Origin of the sequence: Cognatundibacterium luofuense, assembly GCF_018139685.1 — a bacterium.
GTDB lineage: Bacteria > Pseudomonadota > Gammaproteobacteria > Burkholderiales > Burkholderiaceae_D > Undibacterium > Undibacterium luofuense.
In genome coordinates this window covers 1-16875 of the sequence record NZ_JAGSPN010000014.1, presented here as the reverse complement: position 1 = coordinate 16875, position 16875 = coordinate 1, and the positions used below count along the sequence as shown (strand labels likewise).

Annotated in this window: 15 protein-coding genes; 9 read left to right on the top strand and 6 right to left on the bottom strand. The window is 51.7% G+C overall.

Features of this window, described 5'->3' with window-relative positions:
* Positions 1-131: 131 nt before the first annotated feature.
* A complete protein-coding gene (locus KDM89_RS16245) occupies positions 132-1553 on the bottom strand; it encodes an aminotransferase-like domain-containing protein (protein WP_230427921.1) in 1422 nt (473 codons plus the stop codon).
* A gap of 204 nt (positions 1554-1757) precedes the next feature.
* Here KDM89_RS16245 and KDM89_RS16240 point away from each other — a divergent pair, with 204 nt between their 5' ends.
* The 7 genes from KDM89_RS16240 (at position 1758) to KDM89_RS16210 (ending at position 8334) form a co-directional block, all read left to right on the top strand.
* Positions 1758-2054: a DUF2917 domain-containing protein gene (locus KDM89_RS16240; protein ID WP_212688975.1), complete on the top strand. Its 297-nt coding sequence runs from the start codon at positions 1758-1760 to the stop codon at positions 2052-2054.
* Between the two features lie 293 nt (positions 2055-2347).
* The gene (locus tag KDM89_RS16235) at positions 2348-2806 is read left to right on the top strand and encodes a RidA family protein (RefSeq protein ID WP_212688974.1); all 459 of its coding nucleotides are present in this window, start codon (positions 2348-2350) and stop codon (positions 2804-2806) included.
* A gap of 231 nt (positions 2807-3037) precedes the next feature.
* Positions 3038-3646, top strand: a complete 609-nt coding sequence (locus KDM89_RS16230) for an outer membrane lipoprotein (RefSeq protein WP_212688973.1) — start codon at positions 3038-3040, stop codon at positions 3644-3646.
* A 198-nt stretch (positions 3647-3844) separates the two neighbouring features.
* Entirely contained in the window at positions 3845-4672 is an 828-nt protein-coding gene (locus tag KDM89_RS16225) for a substrate-binding periplasmic protein (protein ID WP_212688972.1), read from the top strand.
* A gap of 12 nt (positions 4673-4684) precedes the next feature.
* Complete coding sequence (locus KDM89_RS16220) at positions 4685-6736, top strand: ATP-binding protein (protein ID WP_212688971.1); 2052 nt, start codon at positions 4685-4687, stop codon at positions 6734-6736.
* 56 nt (positions 6737-6792) lie between these two features.
* Positions 6793-7530, top strand: coding sequence for a pseudouridine synthase (locus tag KDM89_RS16215; RefSeq protein ID WP_212688970.1), 738 nt, complete (start codon positions 6793-6795; stop codon positions 7528-7530).
* A 219-nt stretch (positions 7531-7749) separates the two neighbouring features.
* Complete coding sequence (locus KDM89_RS16210) at positions 7750-8334, top strand: lysophospholipid acyltransferase family protein (RefSeq protein WP_212688969.1); 585 nt, start codon at positions 7750-7752, stop codon at positions 8332-8334.
* A gap of 475 nt (positions 8335-8809) precedes the next feature.
* Here the strand turns inward: KDM89_RS16210 and KDM89_RS16205 are convergent, their stop codons facing one another.
* Positions 8810-9847, bottom strand: a complete 1038-nt coding sequence (locus KDM89_RS16205; protein WP_212688968.1) for an acyltransferase family protein — start codon at positions 9845-9847, stop codon at positions 8810-8812.
* Between the two features lie 210 nt (positions 9848-10057).
* Here KDM89_RS16205 and KDM89_RS16200 point away from each other — a divergent pair, with 210 nt between their 5' ends.
* Positions 10058-10678, top strand: coding sequence for a flagellar basal body-associated FliL family protein (locus KDM89_RS16200; protein ID WP_212688967.1), 621 nt, complete (start codon positions 10058-10060; stop codon positions 10676-10678).
* Positions 10679-10783: 105 nt separating this feature from the next.
* On the opposite strand, the gene KDM89_RS16195 is transcribed toward KDM89_RS16200, so the two are convergent.
* The 3 genes from KDM89_RS16195 to thiL form a co-directional block, all read right to left on the bottom strand.
* Positions 10784-11269 carry a CinA family protein gene (locus KDM89_RS16195; protein ID WP_212688966.1) on the bottom strand — a complete coding sequence of 162 codons (486 nt, stop codon included), beginning with the start codon at positions 11267-11269 and terminating at the stop codon, positions 10784-10786.
* A 163-nt stretch (positions 11270-11432) separates the two neighbouring features.
* Entirely contained in the window at positions 11433-11954 is a 522-nt protein-coding gene (locus KDM89_RS16190) for a phosphatidylglycerophosphatase A family protein (RefSeq protein WP_329604683.1), read from the bottom strand.
* Positions 11951-12919, bottom strand: coding sequence for a thiamine-phosphate kinase (gene thiL / locus KDM89_RS16185; RefSeq protein WP_212688964.1), 969 nt, complete (start codon positions 12917-12919; stop codon positions 11951-11953). Before thiL ends, KDM89_RS16190 begins: the two co-directional genes overlap by 4 nt.
* A 414-nt stretch (positions 12920-13333) precedes the next feature.
* On the opposite strand from thiL, the gene KDM89_RS16180 reads away from it, so the two are divergent.
* Positions 13334-15643 (top strand): NADP-dependent malic enzyme, encoded by a 2310-nt coding sequence (locus KDM89_RS16180; RefSeq protein WP_212688963.1) that lies wholly within the window; start codon positions 13334-13336, stop codon positions 15641-15643.
* Between the two features lie 58 nt (positions 15644-15701).
* On the opposite strand, the gene KDM89_RS16175 is transcribed toward KDM89_RS16180, so the two are convergent.
* Positions 15702-16598: a 5'-nucleotidase gene (locus tag KDM89_RS16175; RefSeq protein ID WP_212688962.1), complete on the bottom strand. Its 897-nt coding sequence runs from the start codon at positions 16596-16598 to the stop codon at positions 15702-15704.
* Positions 16599-16875: the final 277 nt, after the last annotated feature.

Sequence of the window (16875 nt, the reverse complement as noted above, 5' to 3'; positions counted from 1 at the left end):
GATGCTTGAATACCGTAAAGGTCAGGCAGAAATGTAGCACAGAACGTCTGATTTTCCTAAAAAGCATAAGGATATGCAGGCAAGGGCGGCTTGCACTGTAACAATGCCGCCCCTGATACGAATGCCAGGCTTCAGCGCATTGCCCGTTCCAGAAAGTCCCAGACGCCGGGGTCAGACATCGATGCGATATTGATGCGCATACGGGTGGATGGCAGCTGATTCGGCGAAAACAGGCTGCCCGGTGACAGCAGATAGCCTTGTTCCAGCGCCTGTTCGGTCAGCTTATTGGTATCGGTGCCGGTTTCTGTCCATAAAAACATACCGGCCGGTGTGCGGTAGTCGACTTTCATGCCCAGCGATTCTATGCGCTTGCAAATGCCGTCACGCACACTGTCCAGCCTTACCCGGATACGATCTACGTGTTTGCGGTAATGGCCTTCCGATAAAATTTTATACACAACCCGTTCACTGATTTCGGTGGTGGTCAGCGTGGACAGCATTTTGCGGTCCGCAAGGCGGATCGCCAGTTCCGGTGAGGTTGCGATAAAGCCGACGCGCAGATTCGCTGCCAGCGTTTTGGAAAAACCGCCCAGATAAATTACCCGGTTCAACTGATCCAGCGTCGCAATCCGGGTTGCTGACTGTACTGCTGAACCCGGATGCAGGTCGCAGTACACATCGTCTTCCACCACCAGAAAGTTGAATTGCTCCGCAGTTTTCAGAATCTGAAAGGCTTTTGCTGCCGACAGGGAAGTGGAAGTCGGGTTGTGTAATACCGAATTGGTAATGTAAAGCTTAGGTTTATGAATCGCCGCCAGTTCTGCCAGTTTATTAACGTCCGGGCCATCGTGCAGACGCGGAATGCCAATGACTTTGGTACCGAAAATCGCAAACGAACCGAACATCAGAAACCAGGCCGGATCATCGACAAAAATCGTATCGCCCGGATGCGTGAACTCACGCGCTACCAGATCCAGTGCCTGCGTAACGCCGCTGGTGGTCAGAATTTGTTCCGGTGCGGCCGCGATTTCCAGCTCTGCCAGCTTAAGTTGTAATTGCTGGCGCAATGGCAAAAAGCCTTGCTGGGTTCCGTAATGCAGCAGCAGGTTCTGATTCAGACGGCTGATCGCACGCAAGCCATTGGCAACCAGATCACCATCCAGCCAGTCGTGCGGCAGCACACCGGAGCCCGGCATTTTGTGCGGTGGCATCTGGCGCAGCATATTTCTGACCAGCCAGACCACATCCATTTGCTGAGTATCTGCAGTTTGTGGTTTCACAGGGGCAGGCTGGCTCAGCATGGAGGCGCGTTCGCGCACAAAAAAACCGGCACCGCGCCGCGATTCCAGATAACCCTTGGCGACCAGCCGGTCATAGGCTTCCACCACGGTAAAACGGGATACGCCTTGTTCATCGGCGAACTGGCGAATCGAAGGCATGCGGGCACCGGTGCGCAGCAGTTTGTCGTCAATACGACTGGCAACTGCCTGCACGATTTGCTCCACGAGCGAGCCTCCCGACTCGCGTGAAATGTAAAACGCGGGGGATTTCAAAACTTGTCTCCTGCAACTGTCATGGTTATATGTGCAGTACAGTGTGTAAATTATCGTTTTTTGTGTACTGGTACTGTACAGGTTTTTGCAGGTAGGATAGCACAGTCCCTGCTGAAAAAGCAGGCAACCCGGTCGCAGAAGGCGGCGTACTTACCCAAAATACGACAAAACCTGCTGGCCAGCTCGCACAGAATGGAGTGAAAGATGAAAGATATGAGCCAAACGCGCCAGATTCGACTGGCAAATCAGGAGTTAAGCAGTTTTCAAATGCCTTACAGTAATTTATTGCAAGTGCAGTCCGGCCGCATCTGGCTGACTGTGGAAGGTGACGCGCAGGATTACTGGATTGGTGCCGGTGAACAAATGCAATTGCCACGCGGACGTAAAGTCGTGATCGAAGCAGCAAAAGGAGCTGCCCGTCTGGTGCTGACACCACTGAACAGCCATTTTGCACAAGCATTGCCATCACCAGTCGCCGGTTTTCTGAAAGCGGCTGCCTGAAAAATTGATGAGATTGCAGTGAGTTCACTGCGCATCTGCATCTGAATCTGATGCGGTAAGGGAGGAGACGCCCTGACATCACCACCGCAACCGCCTGACAAAGCGTCACAACGCTTCATCAAAGAATTCTCTGTATTTGCCGAATTTTCTCTGCCGCGCACTGAAAAATGCGGGGTAGGAATGCGGCTGACTGCGTCATACAATACTGGCCGGTCTTTGACGTGTTATTGCACAGCGCATGCTGACTGAATGCATACACACCTCTGTCTCAACTTTCTTCTACAGGAATGATTATGTCCGTCTACGAAAAACTGAAAGCCCTGAATATTGAACTGCCAGTCGTGGCAACACCTGCTGCAGCCTATGTGATGTTTGCGCAGACAGGTAACACTATTTTCCTGTCCGGCCACATCGCCAAAAAAGACGGCAAGGTCTGGGAAGGCCAGCTCGGTAAAAATGTGACGACAGCCGAAGGTAAAGAAGCCGCCCGTTTGGTGGCCGTGGATCTGATCGCAACCCTGCAGGCAGCCTGTGGCGGCGACCTGACCCGTGTTAAACGCATTGTGAAACTGATGAGTCTGGTGAACTCCACACCGGATTACACTGAGCAGCATCTGGTGACCAATGGCGCATCCGAACTGATGGTGGAAGTATTCGGTGACGCTGGCAAACATGCCCGCTCCGCATTCGGTGTTGCACAGATTCCGCTGGGCGCCTGTGTTGAAATCGAAATGATTGTGGAAGTTGCCTGATCGCTATCCAGCGACTATCCTGATCTGACAAGACGGAAAACCCGCGCATGTTCGCGGGTTTTTATTTTTTAAGCTTGTCCTGTGGAAATGTTAGGAATTGTCAGATCTGTCATCCGGTTTGATGAGAAAGCGTTAAGATTCTGACCCTCAGACGTACGCGCACTTGCTAATCCGGCAAAAACGGCGACGTGATTTTCTGCGGGTTCATGCGTCAATCGTGAAAGGTACAACATGAAAAAGCAATTCTTGACCGCGCTGGGACTGGTTTCTGCGCTGACCGCAATCTCGTCGCAGGCGGCAAATCAGGACCCGGCATATGCCAATGCCAGCCGTGAAGCGGCGGCACGGTATTCAGAAGATAAAAAACTGTGCGGCGAAGAACCGAATGCCAGCGCCCGTATGCAATGTCTGCGTGATGCAAAGACGGTTTATAACAATGCGCTTGCTACTGCAAAACAGGCATCGGCAAACCGCCCTCCGGTGCAGCAAAACGGCAAACAGCCAATCTGCGCTGATTGTGGCCGCGTGGCACAGGTAACGGTCAGCGAACGCGAAGGCGAAGGCAGTGCCATTGGTGTGATTGCCGGTGGTGTCGCAGGTGCTTTGCTCGGTAATCAGGTGGGGGGCGGTACAGGCCGTGATCTGGCAACCATCGCCGGCGCTGCCGGTGGTGCAATGGCTGGACACAAAATCGAACAAAAAGTGAAAAGCAGTAAAGTCTGGAATGTCGTAGTGCAGTACGACAACGGTAACCGTCGTACGTTTGTGTTTGATCACGATCCTGGTTTCCAGAACGGAGATCAGGTCGTCAATCAGGGTAATTCCATCGTTCGTCGCTGATATCAGTGACGGCAAACTGCCCGCCGGTACGTGGCGGGCTGGCGACATCGGGCCATATGCGGATGTCGCTTTTTTGTTTTTGCTGAGTAAGCGCAACACATCCGGCAGATTTTGACGCGATTCTTGCGTCTGTACCGGAACCCCGTTTAGACTGCCTGTCGAACAGAAGTAAAGTCATTCAATACAAGAGGTGTGCTGATGAAAACGAGTCGCATGCGCCATCAATACCAGTGGGGTCGCCTGATTGCGGGATTACTGTTATTGACCGGCTTAGGGACCATGCCTGCGACATATGCTGACGAGTCTTGCAAAAAGCTGACCGTCACGGGGAATCCGGAATATCCGCCATATCTGTGGCGTGATCCGGCAGATGAGAACCGTCTGGTCGGTGCAAATGCAGAATTCGCACAAGCCATCGGCAAAGAGATTGGTATTCCGGTGGAAGTGCGTTATATGGGCCCTTGGGGGCGTGTGCAGGAAGAAGCGCGACTTGGACGGGTTGATATGCTGGCGGGCGCATTTCTGACCATACCACGTATGGAATACATGGATTATTTTTATCCGGCATTCCGCGAAACCCGTACGGTTATCTGGGTGCGTAAAAATTCTAAATTCCGCTATCACAAGTGGAGCGATCTGGTCGGTAAAAGCGGTGTCACCGTCATTAATAACAGTTTTGGCGAGGACTTTGACCGTTATGCGAAAGAAGCTTTGAAGATCGGTTCGGTGCCGGCTCTGGAGCAGGCTCTGACCATGGTGAGTCTGGGGCGTGCTGATTACCTGATTTACGAAGAAGATCCCGGTATGGCAACTGCTGCGAAACAGAATATCAGTGAGTTGCAGCCTTTGTATCCGGCCATTACCAACGAAAATCTGTATATTACGATTCCGCATAAATCCCCATGCAATACGCCTGAAATGCGCGGTAAGATTGCGAAGGCTGTTTATAAGCTGGAAAAAATTCGTGTCATGGATAAGTTCATGAGCAACAGTATGGAGTTATGGCGTAAGAAGTACGCCAAATAAAACGGAGGGCAATTGAAATTCAGTGTACGTAACTTGTCGCTCAGACAGATCTCGGTATTAGGGGTTGCGCTGGGTATCCTGCTGCCTGCACTGATTTTCGGATCGCTGATTGCCCGATCCCGTTATGATCGTGAGATCGAGCTGCGCGTCCAGGCGCCCATGACGCAATATACTGAAATGCTGTCGAAAGCGATGGCAGTTCCTATCTGGAATGTAGACCGGCAGGTCGGCAAGCAATTTGTCGAAGGTGTGATGCGTAATCCGGAAGTAGCGCGGGTTGTCGTCACCGATGAGGCTGGTGCAGTGTTCGTCAGTCAGCAAAAACTGCAATATGCCCCGAATCAGCTGCGCCGCATGATGCGGCCTGTGGTGCTGGAAAAACGTATTATCGGCCGTGTCGAAGTGGCGGTGACAACGGAATACGTGGCGAAAGATTTGCTCGAAGATTTACTTAAACTGATGGCTGCAATTACGGCGCAGGTCATTCTGTCATTTGGAATGGTCTGGTATGTGTTTGACAGGCGCGTTGTACGTCCTGTGCAGCGCCTGCAAACTGAAACCAACCGGCTGGCCAGCGGCCAGTTGTCTGAACCGCTGGTGTGGCAGCGCAGCGATGAAATCGGTGATCTGGCCAGCGGCCTGAATGTCATGCGCCTGAATCTGGGACGATTGATTTCCGAGCGCGAACAGCAAAATAAAATTCTTAAGCAGGAACTGACGGAGCGCATGCGGGCGGAAGCTGCACTGCGCGAAACCGAAGAAAAATTCATCGCGATTTTTCAGGCCTCTCCGGTCGCGATGACGGTAATGAAGTGTCATCCGGTATACCGGATGATCGATGTCAATGACGCCTGGGTGCGTCAGTTTGGCTGGTCTCATGACGCGATTCTGGGTCAGATTTCCATGCAGGAATACCTGTGGTGTCAGCCGGAAGATATGCAGCATGTGATGAAGGTGCTGGAACGTGACGGCGAGATTCATGCGTTTGAGGCATGGTGCCGTTCCGGTCTCGGTCATCACAATTTGCTGTGCGAAATTTCCGGTAAGCTGGTCCATATCGCGGATGAAGCGTTTGTGATTCTGGTGCAGGAAGATATCACCGAAAAACGGAAGAATGAGCAGGAAGTGCACCGCATGAACCAGACGCTGGAGCGCAGAGTGTCTGAACGTACACGCGAGCTGCAGGAAAAAAATGCTGAACTGAATGTTGTGCTGAATAATCTGAAGCGGGCGCAACAAGAACTGGTGCGTACTGAAAAAATGGCTGCGCTGGGTTCGCTGGTCGCCGGTGTCGCGCATGAACTGAATACGCCGATTGGTACCAGCGTGACAGTTGCCAGTACGCTGCATCAGCAAACCGAGGATCTGGCAGCACAGTTTGAGCAGGGATTGCGTAAATCCTCGTTGCAGGATTTTCTGTCAAATGCGCGACTCGGCACCGATCTGTTGCTGCGGAATCTGAATAAGGCATCCGAACTGGTCAGCAGCTTTAAACAAGTGGCGGTTGACCGTACCAGCGCAAACCGCCGCCGTTTCGCCTTGCATGAAATGATGGATGAGCTGATCCTGACGCTGGGCCCGATGATTCGTAAAAGCCGTCACGGTGTGCAGTCGGATATCGCGGAAGGGCTGGTGCTGGACAGTTATCCGGGCGCACTTGGTCAGGTGATGACGAATCTGATCAATAATGCATTTATCCATGCATTTGATGAAGAGCATGAAGGTGTTGTGCAAATCGTTGCGCGGGCAGCTGCGGATGACAAAATAAGTATTGTAGTCAGTGACAATGGCAAGGGTATTTTGCCAGCGCATATCAGCAGAATTTTTGATCCTTTTTTTACGACACGGCTGGGTCAGGGCGGCAGTGGTCTTGGCCTGAATATTGTGTATAACCTCGTTCATGAAGTGTTAGAGGGCAGTATTTCCGTTGACAGTAAACCGGGGCAGGGTACGCGTTTTGAATTATTGCTTCCCGCTGTGGTCAGGGCGGCTGCGGAGGCGCATCAGACTTCGGTGCTGGCGCAGGATGCGGTGCCGGAAACCCCGACCGGGTATCAGCCCTGATTCTGTTTGCCCTGCAATACTGGCGTGTCTGCCTGCCCATCTGCTAAAGTGCCGCCATGCGTAAAATTTCCTTAGATAAGATCCTGCAATCGCAGGGATTCGGTACCCGTAAATACTGCCGCAGCCTGATTGAAGACGGCGAAGTCAGCGTCAATGGCGTTGTAGTGGACGATTACCGTGAAAGCTTTGATACAGACAACCTGACACTGCGCGTGTTTGATGACGAATGGCTGTATCGCGAACATGTGTATATCGCACTCAATAAGCCTGCCAATTTTGAATGTTCCCGTAAGCCCAGCCACCATCCCGGCGTGCTGACTTTGCTGCCGGAACAATTCAGCTGGCGCGATATTCAGCCGGTCGGACGACTCGATCACGACACCACCGGTTTGCTGCTGCTATCCGATGATGGCCCGTTTATTCACAAGCAATCGTCTCCGCGCCATCATGTGCCGAAGGTGTACCGCGCTACCACGGCCGAGCCGGTAACCGAGGCGCTGATCAGCACCTTGTTGTCCGGCGTGCAATTGCATGATGAACCTGAACCGCTGGCCGCAGTCAGTTGCCGCCAGACCGGTGAGCACGAAATCCATATCATTCTGGAGCAGGGTAAATACCATCAGGTCAAACGCATGCTGGCCGCTGCCGGTAATCACTGTGCAGCACTGGAACGTGTGGCGATTGGTAAGCTGACGCTGAGCGCGCTGGGGCTGGCGCAGGGCGAATGGACTTTCCTCGATGCTGAGCAACTGGCGCTGCTGGTGCCGGTAGATTTTGCCGATCTTGGCGAATAAGGTTCGCGCAGTTTCAAGAGTTTGCTTTTTTACGTCATCTGAAGACCGCGCCGGTATCCTGTCGGGTGCCGGCGTCTTGCTTTGTCTTGTCTGTTGGTACGGGTCGTTCGCGCCACATCAAAAAAATCTGCTGAAATCCTTTTGTTTTTCGGCATACTCCTTATAATGCCGTCTCCCGTTGGACGGGGTTATTTTCTTTTATTATCAAATACTTACGTCATGCATCTGACTATCTTTCAAACTCCTGTTATCAATCATCTCATGCGCTGGGTGGCATTGTTGTCGATGCGGCTGACCGGCTGGAAAGTGGAGGGCATGACGCCGCAGGAAAAAAAATATGTGCTGATCGCAGCGCCGCATACGAGTAACTGGGATTTTCCGGTCACGCTGATGGTGTGTTTTGTCATGCGTTTGCGGGTGTACTGGATGGGTAAAGCCAGCTTGTTCCCGCCAGTGGTCGGCGGCGTCATGCGCTGGCTCGGCGGCATCGCGGTGGATCGCAGCAAAGCGAATAATCTGGTGCAAGGCACGATCGATGCGTTTCATGCCAATACGGAATTAACCGTGATCGTTCCGCCGGAAGGAACGCGCGGCAAAGTGACACGCTGGAAAACCGGTTTTTATTACATCGCGCTGGGTGCCGGTGTCCCGATTGCGCTTGGTTATCTGGATTTCAGCCGCAAAGTCGGCGGTATCGGCAAAATGTTTATGCCTACCGGCGATATCGAAGCGGATATGAAAGAAATCCGTGCGTTTTACAAAGATATCAAAGGTAAGAACCCGCAGTTTTTTGAAGCAGAATAAGCCCGACAGAACCGGTCTGAACGCCGGTGCTGTGCAAAGATCGTCATATGGCATTTTCGAAAGCCCGGACTTTCTGCCGACGACCGCCGGATGCCTGTGCTGAAGTCCGCATTTAAGCCATTTTGATCTGATTTTCGGCTGATTCAGCCTGTTCTGACTGACCACAACACCGTCAACCTGAAAAGGGGACGGTGTTTTGTTTTTCAGGAATCCTCCTGCCGGTTCTGCATCCGCGAACCGGCGGACAGCGCAGCCATCCATCTGCCTGAACGGAAAACGGCATGCGTTATGCAGAGATCGTCATATGGCATTTCGGGAAGTCCGGACTTTCTGCCGACGACCGCCGTATGCCTGTGCTGAACACCGCATTTACGGCTGAAAATGGCAGAAAATGGCTGAGAATTCCCTCCTCAGAAGACAAAAAGCAGCGCACGCGCTGAGGCGGTCGCTGCTTTCAAATGGGTATGGTCAGGAATCAGTGTGACTGATGGCGCTGCAGGCCCAGTAACAGGCTGCGCACCGGATGCAGAACCAGTTTGTCGGTCAGCAGCGCAGTCCAGCGGTGAGCGGTGATCCAGGTGATCAGGATGCTGGCGAGTACAGACAGGGTGACGCGCCAGAATTGCGGCAATTCAAATAACTGCTTCAGCCATCCGTTTGCGTTCATCACAATCAGCGCCATGCCGTGCCACAGGAAGACATAGACCGAGTGCTTCCCCAGTCTGGACAGCCCCAGATTTCTGCGGCTCAGTAAATACAGTGCCGCAAAACCCGCGGTGACTGAGCACAGGTATTGCAGCGCCTGATACATATTGCCTTTCGGCGTCGCCATACCCAGACGGTGCAGTGAGAAACTGCCGTAGAGCCAGCGGTAATCAAAATCCTGAGGCAGTTGCGCGGATATCGCAACAGTTGTTATCAGGATCAGTACAGATGCACCGGTATACAGTTTTGATGCCGGTAGTTTGCTCCAGAAATCCGGCCCCAGTTGCCAGCCCAGAATGAAAAATGGCAGGAACATCATGGTGCGCGATAAGCTCAGCAGATAGCCGGAATGCTCGGAGTACGCGGTGACACCGGCGACCAGCAGCGCAGCAATCAGCGGATAGCGCAGTCGGGAAAACAGCGGCAGCATCAGTCGCCAGCTCAGTAAACTCATCAGATACCAGAGCATCCAGTACGGAGCAATCAGGCCAGCGTAGACACTGGTTTTGCCGGTCAGTACATATTCGGTTGTTTCGTAAATCAGTTCAAACGCCAGCAAAGGCGCAAGGATATTGCGTACGATTTGCACAGACTGATGTGCATTCAGTTCCGCTTTGGAAACCATGCCTGAAATCAGAATGAACATCGGCATATGGATGGTGTAGATTGCAATCCAGAGTGGTCGCAATACACTATCATGATGAAAGTACAATTCAATCAGGTGACCGAATACCACCAGAAAGATCAGGACGCCTTTTATCTGGTCCAGTGCGGAATTTCTGTTGTCCTGGTTTGGCGACGCAGACATAGTTTTTCTAGGTAGACAAAAGCGGCAATCATAAACGATTCGGAACGCTTGTACGCAGTTGTGCAGTAGTTGCCGCATGGAAATTTTGGGCGGGAAACGGCAGGCTTCAGGTAAAATACCGACGCCGCAGCCGGTTTGCTGATCTGTCCGTTTTTCCGACATCCGCCGGCGTTCCGACAGACTGACACCGATCAAAACCTTGCTCGCAACATGACCGACAAGCCGAAACGCCCCAGATTACTGAGCTCTGAGCTGGACTTTGAGGAAATCACCGACCCCTCCAATCCCGGTACTGCCAAATCCGCGCCTGTACCGGATTGGGCGAATGATGCTGAGGATCAGGCTTCTTCTCAGCGGCCGCAGCCAGCCTTATTCAAATCTGCAGCCAGATACGGTAGCGACGAAAGAAAGTCCGCAAAAGAAAAAAACAGCGGGCGTGATAATTTCACCATGTATGCTGCGGTGATTGCCTTACTTGGTTTCATCGTGATTTTCGGTACGATTGTCTACACCAAACAAATCAAGTCGGATGAACTGACGCCGTCTTATCTGACGCTTCCGCAAAATGTGGTTACCGTTGATGACCAGACGATACGCATGGTGGTAACGATTCAGGTATCAAATGCCGACGGTGGCTGGCTGGCCAGTCACAAACAGGCGTTGTCGGATTTATTTCCGATCGTGATGACGACGATAGACGTGAATGATCTGAGCACAGAAGAAGGGATGGAGCGGGCGAGAGAGAAACTGCGTACCGAACTCAACACCCGTTTGCAAACCGATAAAATTCAGGCGGTGCTGGTGGATGAATTACTGACCCGCACACATTAAGCCTGAAATTAAGTCTGAACCGGCAAACAATTTCATATCACGGATACATCCGCATCCATTTCCCGGTACCACGCAGCACCGGGAAAACACTTCAGCTATCCGGCCTTACAGTTCCTGTACGTACATCAGCAGTTTTTGCAAAGCGTAGTTCACGGTTTGTTCGCGAACTGCTTTACGGTCACCGGAAAACACTTTGCGCTCGGTGTGTGTGATGCCGCCGACACGCCACCCGAAACAGATTGTACCGACTGGCTTACCCGGTACTGCACCGCTGGGGCCGGCAATACCAGTGGTGGAAATGCCGATATGCGCTTCTGAGCAGGAAACCGCACCTTCCGCCATTGCGGCAGCAATTTCTTCACTGACAGCGCCATGTTGCGCCAGCAGGGCGGCCGAAATTTCCAGAATTTCAGTTTTAGATGAATTCGAGTAAGTAATGAACCCGCAATCAAACCATTCAGATGATCCGGGAATTTCGGTAATGGCATGACAAATACCGCCACCTGTACATGATTCCGCCACGCTGAGTAATAAACGGCGGGATTTCAGTTCTTCGCCGACCCGTGTCGCCAGTTCAATCGGATTATGCATGGTGCGCCTCCTGTCAGATCGTTTGAGTTGTTATTGCCGGGTTTGCGGATCCCGATACAGTCGCATGGGTATTGCGACGATTTCACTTTATCACCTGCCGCCGGAATTTGCCTGTTCCGGCAACAGATTTTTTCATTGTGCGCGACAAAAGCGCAATGCGCGCTCAGATCACTTTCCAGATGGCGAGGCAGAGCAGGGTAAAAAATGCGGCAATAATGTCGTCAGCCATCACACCGAATCCGCCCTTCCACTTCTGATCGAAATAACGGATCGGGGGTGGTTTGACCATATCAAAGAAGCGGAAGATCACGAAAGCGGCCGTTTGCATTTGCGTATCTGACGGAGCCACGAAAATCAGCACCAACCAGAACGCAATGATTTCATCCCAGACCATACTGCCGTCATCCGGTTTGCCCAGATGTCTGCCTGTTACCTCGCACGCCCAGATGCCGATGGTGAATCCAACCGCAATTATGATGGGCCAGCTATCCGGATGAAACCACTGTGGCCAGTATCCCGAAAGCCAGTGAAAACTGAGCCAGGCGAACAGGGTTCCCATTGTGCCGGGCACCACAGACGATAAGCCGCTGCCAAAGCCTTGTGCAAGGATATGCGCCGGGTGGCGCAGCATAAAATACAATCCGGGTTTCGGATTGGCAGGATTAGAGGAAGGCGAATGCGTCATGGCGAACGGAAATGGTCAAATGAGGTGATTGCCAGCTCGATGACTTCATCGCTGGCGTCGGTCAGTACCAGTCCGGGACTCGCGGTCATCGTGCCAATACGGGTAACCGGCGTCTGTGCAAGCTCTGCAGCACGTAAAACGTCAGCGCGGTGGTCTGGTGCTGCGGTAAAGCAGAGTTCGTAATCATCACCACCAGCGAGGCAGAACTGACGTTGCAATTCCGGCGTCTGCTGACGCAATACCGGACCCGCAGGAAGGGCATCGCAGTTCAGGCGCGCACCGAGCTGAGAGCGTTTCAGGATATGACCGAGATCGCCGCAGAGACCGTCAGAAATGTCCAGTGCTGCATGGGCAATACCCCGTAAAGCCAGTCCGAGTGTGACGCGTGGTTCCGGCAGATGCATACGGTTTGCTGCCTGCTCATGCAGTTCGTCGCTCAGTGTTATTTCGCCGAGGTAGGCTGCCAGCGCCAGCCGGGCATCGCCGAGGGTGCCGGACACCCAGATATCATCACCGGCTTTTGCCGCATCACGTCGCAGTGCTTGTCCTGGCGGAATTTCTCCGAAAACCGTAATGCAGATATTCAGTGGGCCTTTCGTGGTATCGCCGCCGATTAACTGGCACTGGTAGCGATCTGCAAGCCGGAGCAAACCTTTGGAAAATCCGGCAAGCCATTCAGCGTTCGCTTCCGGCAAGGAAAATGCCAGCGTAAAACCGACGGGTTTTGCACCCATAGCGGCCAGATCGGACAAATTTACAGCGAGTGCTTTGTGCCCGAGTCGTTCCGGATTTTCACCCGCAAAGAAATGACGCCCTTCGACCAGCATATCGCTGGATATCGCCATTTGCTGACCGGGAGCGGGCTGTAATAAGGCACAGTCGTCGCCGACGCCGAGCGCGACACTTTTTTGAGTGGTGCGGTGGCTGGCGAAATATTGATAAATAAGATCGAATTCTGAAAGCATCCGGCCATTTTACCCACAACATGCACCGGCGCGTTTGTCGGGCGCACAATATTTCGCAAAGCGTTTCCAGACCGGATGTTATGAAGACGTATGGTCTGATCAGATGCCGCAGATTGTCATCAGCATGTTTTTCAGATCATCTGAATATTGCAGTTCACTGAGAAAATGTTTCATATCACCTCCGTTTGCTTATATGTATGAAGCATAGATGTCGGGAGCGGTATACGGAAATTGAATTTGTTAATTAAATGCATAGATTTTGCCATTCATAAGGGCAGATTTATTCTTTTTTCAACGCGTCCTATGCGATAAAAGCATAGAAACCGTACAAATACGTATGAAAGTTGAAAGCATCGTCTGCTAGAATCACAGCCCAATGTCAGTTTTCCGTAAGCAATAGAGAAAGAAGGCCCTATGGATACAGCAGATCAAAAAGAGCAGATACGCCAGCAATTGCGCCAGGCGGCCCTGGAATACCATGAATGTCCGGCACCTGGAAAAATCAGTGTCACTCCTACCAAGCAATTGACTAACCAGCGTGACCTCGCTCTGGCCTATTCGCCGGGCGTTGCTGCACCTTGTGAAGAAATCGTCGCTGATCCTGCGGCAGCGTTTCGCTACACCGCACGCGGTAATCTGGTTGGTGTGATCACCAACGGTACAGCCGTTCTGGGTCTGGGTAATATCGGCCCGCTTGCGTCCAAACCTGTGATGGAAGGTAAGGGCGTACTGTTTAAAAAATTCGCCGGTATCGATGTGTTCGATATCGAAATTAACGAACCTGATCCGGATAAACTGGTCGATATCATTGCATCGCTGGAGCCAACTTTCGGCGGTATTAATCTGGAAGATATCAAAGCACCAGAGTGCTTCTATATCGAGCGCAAACTGCGCGAACGGATGAAGATCCCGGTCTTCCATGATGATCAGCATGGCACAGCAATTATTGTTGGTGCAGCGATCATGAATGGTCTGAAGGTCGTTGGTAAAGATATTAAAAATACCAAGATGGTCGTTTCCGGTGCCGGTGCAGCAGCGCTGGCCTGCCTTGATTTGATCGTTGATCTGGGCTTCCCGATCGAAAATATCTATGTGACAGATCTGGCTGGTGTGGTTTATAAAGGCCGTACCGAGTTAATGGATCCGGATAAAGAGCGTTTTGCTCAGGACACACCACTGCGCACGTTGAGAGAAGTGATCCCCAGTGCAGATATTTTCCTCGGATTGTCTGCTGCGGGCGTTCTGAAACAGGATATGGTTGCGCAGATGGCGGCTAAACCGCTGATTCTTGCACTGGCCAATCCAACTCCTGAAATTCTGCCGGAAGAAGTCAAAGCAGTGCGCGATGATGCCGTGATGGCAACCGGCCGCTCAGACTTCCCGAATCAGGTCAATAACGTACTGTGCTTCCCGTATATTTTCCGTGGCGCACTGGATTGCGGCGCGACAACGATTACCCGTGAAATGGAAATCGCTGTTGTGCATGCGATTGCAGAGCTGGCCCAGGCAGAACAGTCTGACGTGGTTGCTTCCGCTTACGGCATCAGCAATTTATCGTTTGGCCCTGAATATCTGATTCCTAAGCCTTTTGATCCGCGCCTGATGATCAAGATTGCACCTGCAGTTGCGAAAGCGGCAGAAGAATGCGGTGTTGCGTCGCGCCCTATTCAGGATATGCAATCCTACATCGATCGCCTGCAGCAATTCGTGTATCACAGTGGTACGTTCATGAAACCACTGTTCCAGATCGCGAAAAAAGCACCGAAAGACCGCAAGCGTATTGTGTATGCGGAAGGTGAAGATGAGCGTGTACTGCGTGCGGTGCAGGTTGTTGTGGATGAAAATCTCGCGACGCCGATTCTGGTTGGTCGTCCGCAAGTGCTGGCGCAGCGTGTAGAAAAATTCGGCTTACGTATTCGTCCGGGCGTCGATTTTGAGGTGATCAATCCGGAATTCGATCCGCGTTACCGTGATTACTGGCAAACCTACCACGGCATGACCAATCGCAAAGGTGTGACTGAGCAATACGCAAAACTCGAAATGCGTCGTCGCCACTCCCTGATTGGTTCGATGATGGTGCATAAAGGTGATGCCGATGGCATGATTTGCGGATTGTTCGGCAATTTTGCTTTCCATCTGAATTACATCGATCAGGTGCTGGGTAAACGTCCTGGTGTGAATGTTTATGCGGCAATGAACGGACTGGTTCTGCCAGACCGTCAGGTGGTCGTGGTTGATACTCATGTCAACGAAAATCCTTCCGCAGAGCAGGTTGCCGAGATCACCATCATGGCAGCGGAAGAAATGAAGCGCTTTGGCTTGTTGCCGCGCGCAGCATTGCTGTCGCACTCAAATTACGGATCCGCAAATTCTGAGTCTGCCCGTAAAATGCGCGACGCGCTGGAAATGATCCAGCGTGACGCTCCGGAGCTGGAAGTGGATGGAGAGATGCACGGTGATACGGCGCTGGACAGCTCTTACCGTAAAAAAATCATGCCGGATACACCTTTGAAAGGTGATGCGAATTTGCTGGTGATGCCAAACATCGATTCTGCAAATATTTCCTACAATTTGCTGAAAACGGCTGCAGGTAATAATGTCGCGATTGGCCCTATCCTTTTGGGTTGTGCTCGTCCGGTACATATTCTGACTTCGTCAGCTACTGTACGTCGTATTGTTAACATGACAGCGCTATGTGTAGTGGATGCAGTGTTTGAGCGTTAATCCTGCGCTTTCAATTACCTGAGTTTGAAAAAAAACCGTCACATTTGTGACGGTTTTTTTATTTTCTGATGGGTACTCTCGCTGTGGGCACTACTTCAGATGCTCTTGCGCAATGCGTATGCTGATCATCAAAAAACATATGCGGACGGAAAGCCTCTAAAACAGCCGCCTTGTGGATGCCTCCCATAAAGAAGGTTTCATCGATGACGATATCCCAGGCTCGTAATGTACGGATTACTCTTTCATGTGCAGGCGACGATCGCGCTGTAACAAGCGCCGTTCGCAGTGGCGGCGGTGCATTATTTTTGCTGGCAGCCTGCTGCTGAATCTGCGCCAGTGTCTTAAGTAATTTTGCAAACGGCCCTTCGGCTAAGGGCTGAATCGCTTTTTCCCGTTCATGTCGCTCAAAGGCCTCCAGTCCTTGCTCCTGATAAATGCGCTCGGATTCGTCAGAAAAAAGAACTGCATCACCATCGAATGCAATCCGAATCTGCTCTTCGTTTTCATTTGAGCTCTGCGACGGATACAGCATGGCTGCGGCGATGCCGCTATCAATTGCCACCTGCACGTCGTGCTCGTCAAATGACAGAAATAAGCCGATCTGAAACGCCTTCAGATATGGCGATAACGGTGCGCCACCTGTCAGTGCGGCACGAGTTATATCCATTCCGTAGTGAGAAATCGAATTAAAAATACGCAGCGAGGTTTCGCTGGAGTTACGTGACATCACCACGACTTCCACTCGTCGTTCTTTTTGCAATGTATTCAGGTGTAGCAGCGCTTTGACCAGCGGGAAAGCGACACCGGGCTTCAGAATGACCTGCTCATTGGCAATCTGATGGAGCCGGAAGGCATTCAATCCTTCTCCCTCAAAAATGCGATTTTCGTGCTCCAGATCGAACAGTGCGCGTGAGGAAATGCCGATAACCAACAAATCATCTAATGAATATGCCATGTGATTCCTTATTTATCTCAGTGTTCAATGTATTGGTTAAATGCAATCTTAGCGACGAATTTGTTATGTGTCTGGTTTGATCTTACGCTAATCCCTTTAATTACTTGCCGAGGGTGTTGACAATGCGCATCTGAAAGGTCATAATCTCGATTCTCTGCTGCTGACGAACACAACGCTTCGAAGCGATAGCAGAAAAGAATACAGTTCTTTAACAACCAACAGCCAATAAATGTGGGCACTTAATGAGAGCGAACCGGTTTTGCCGGGAAGCTTAAAA

Excerpts from the sequence above, each read along its gene's own strand:
- KDM89_RS16180 (WP_212688963.1), top strand. The coding sequence starts at position 13,334 with ATGGATACAGCAGATCAAAAAGAGCAGATACGCCAGCAATTGCGCCAG.
- KDM89_RS16225 (WP_212688972.1), top strand. The coding sequence starts at position 3,845 with ATGAAAACGAGTCGCATGCGCCATCAATACCAGTGGGGTCGCCTGATT.
- KDM89_RS16240 (WP_212688975.1), top strand. The coding sequence starts at position 1,758 with ATGAAAGATATGAGCCAAACGCGCCAGATTCGACTGGCAAATCAGGAG.
- KDM89_RS16190 (WP_329604683.1), bottom strand. The coding sequence starts at position 11,954 with ATGACGCATTCGCCTTCCTCTAATCCTGCCAATCCGAAACCCGGATTG.
- KDM89_RS16210 (WP_212688969.1), top strand. The coding sequence starts at position 7,750 with ATGCATCTGACTATCTTTCAAACTCCTGTTATCAATCATCTCATGCGC.
- thiL (WP_212688964.1), bottom strand. The coding sequence starts at position 12,919 with ATGCTTTCAGAATTCGATCTTATTTATCAATATTTCGCCAGCCACCGC.
- KDM89_RS16200 (WP_212688967.1), top strand. The coding sequence starts at position 10,058 with ATGACCGACAAGCCGAAACGCCCCAGATTACTGAGCTCTGAGCTGGAC.
- KDM89_RS16235 (WP_212688974.1), top strand. The coding sequence starts at position 2,348 with ATGTCCGTCTACGAAAAACTGAAAGCCCTGAATATTGAACTGCCAGTC.
- KDM89_RS16195 (WP_212688966.1), bottom strand. The coding sequence starts at position 11,269 with ATGCATAATCCGATTGAACTGGCGACACGGGTCGGCGAAGAACTGAAA.
- KDM89_RS16205 (WP_212688968.1), bottom strand. The coding sequence starts at position 9,847 with ATGTCTGCGTCGCCAAACCAGGACAACAGAAATTCCGCACTGGACCAG.
- KDM89_RS16230 (WP_212688973.1), top strand. The coding sequence starts at position 3,038 with ATGAAAAAGCAATTCTTGACCGCGCTGGGACTGGTTTCTGCGCTGACC.
- KDM89_RS16215 (WP_212688970.1), top strand. The coding sequence starts at position 6,793 with ATGCGTAAAATTTCCTTAGATAAGATCCTGCAATCGCAGGGATTCGGT.
- KDM89_RS16175 (WP_212688962.1), bottom strand. The coding sequence starts at position 16,598 with ATGGCATATTCATTAGATGATTTGTTGGTTATCGGCATTTCCTCACGC.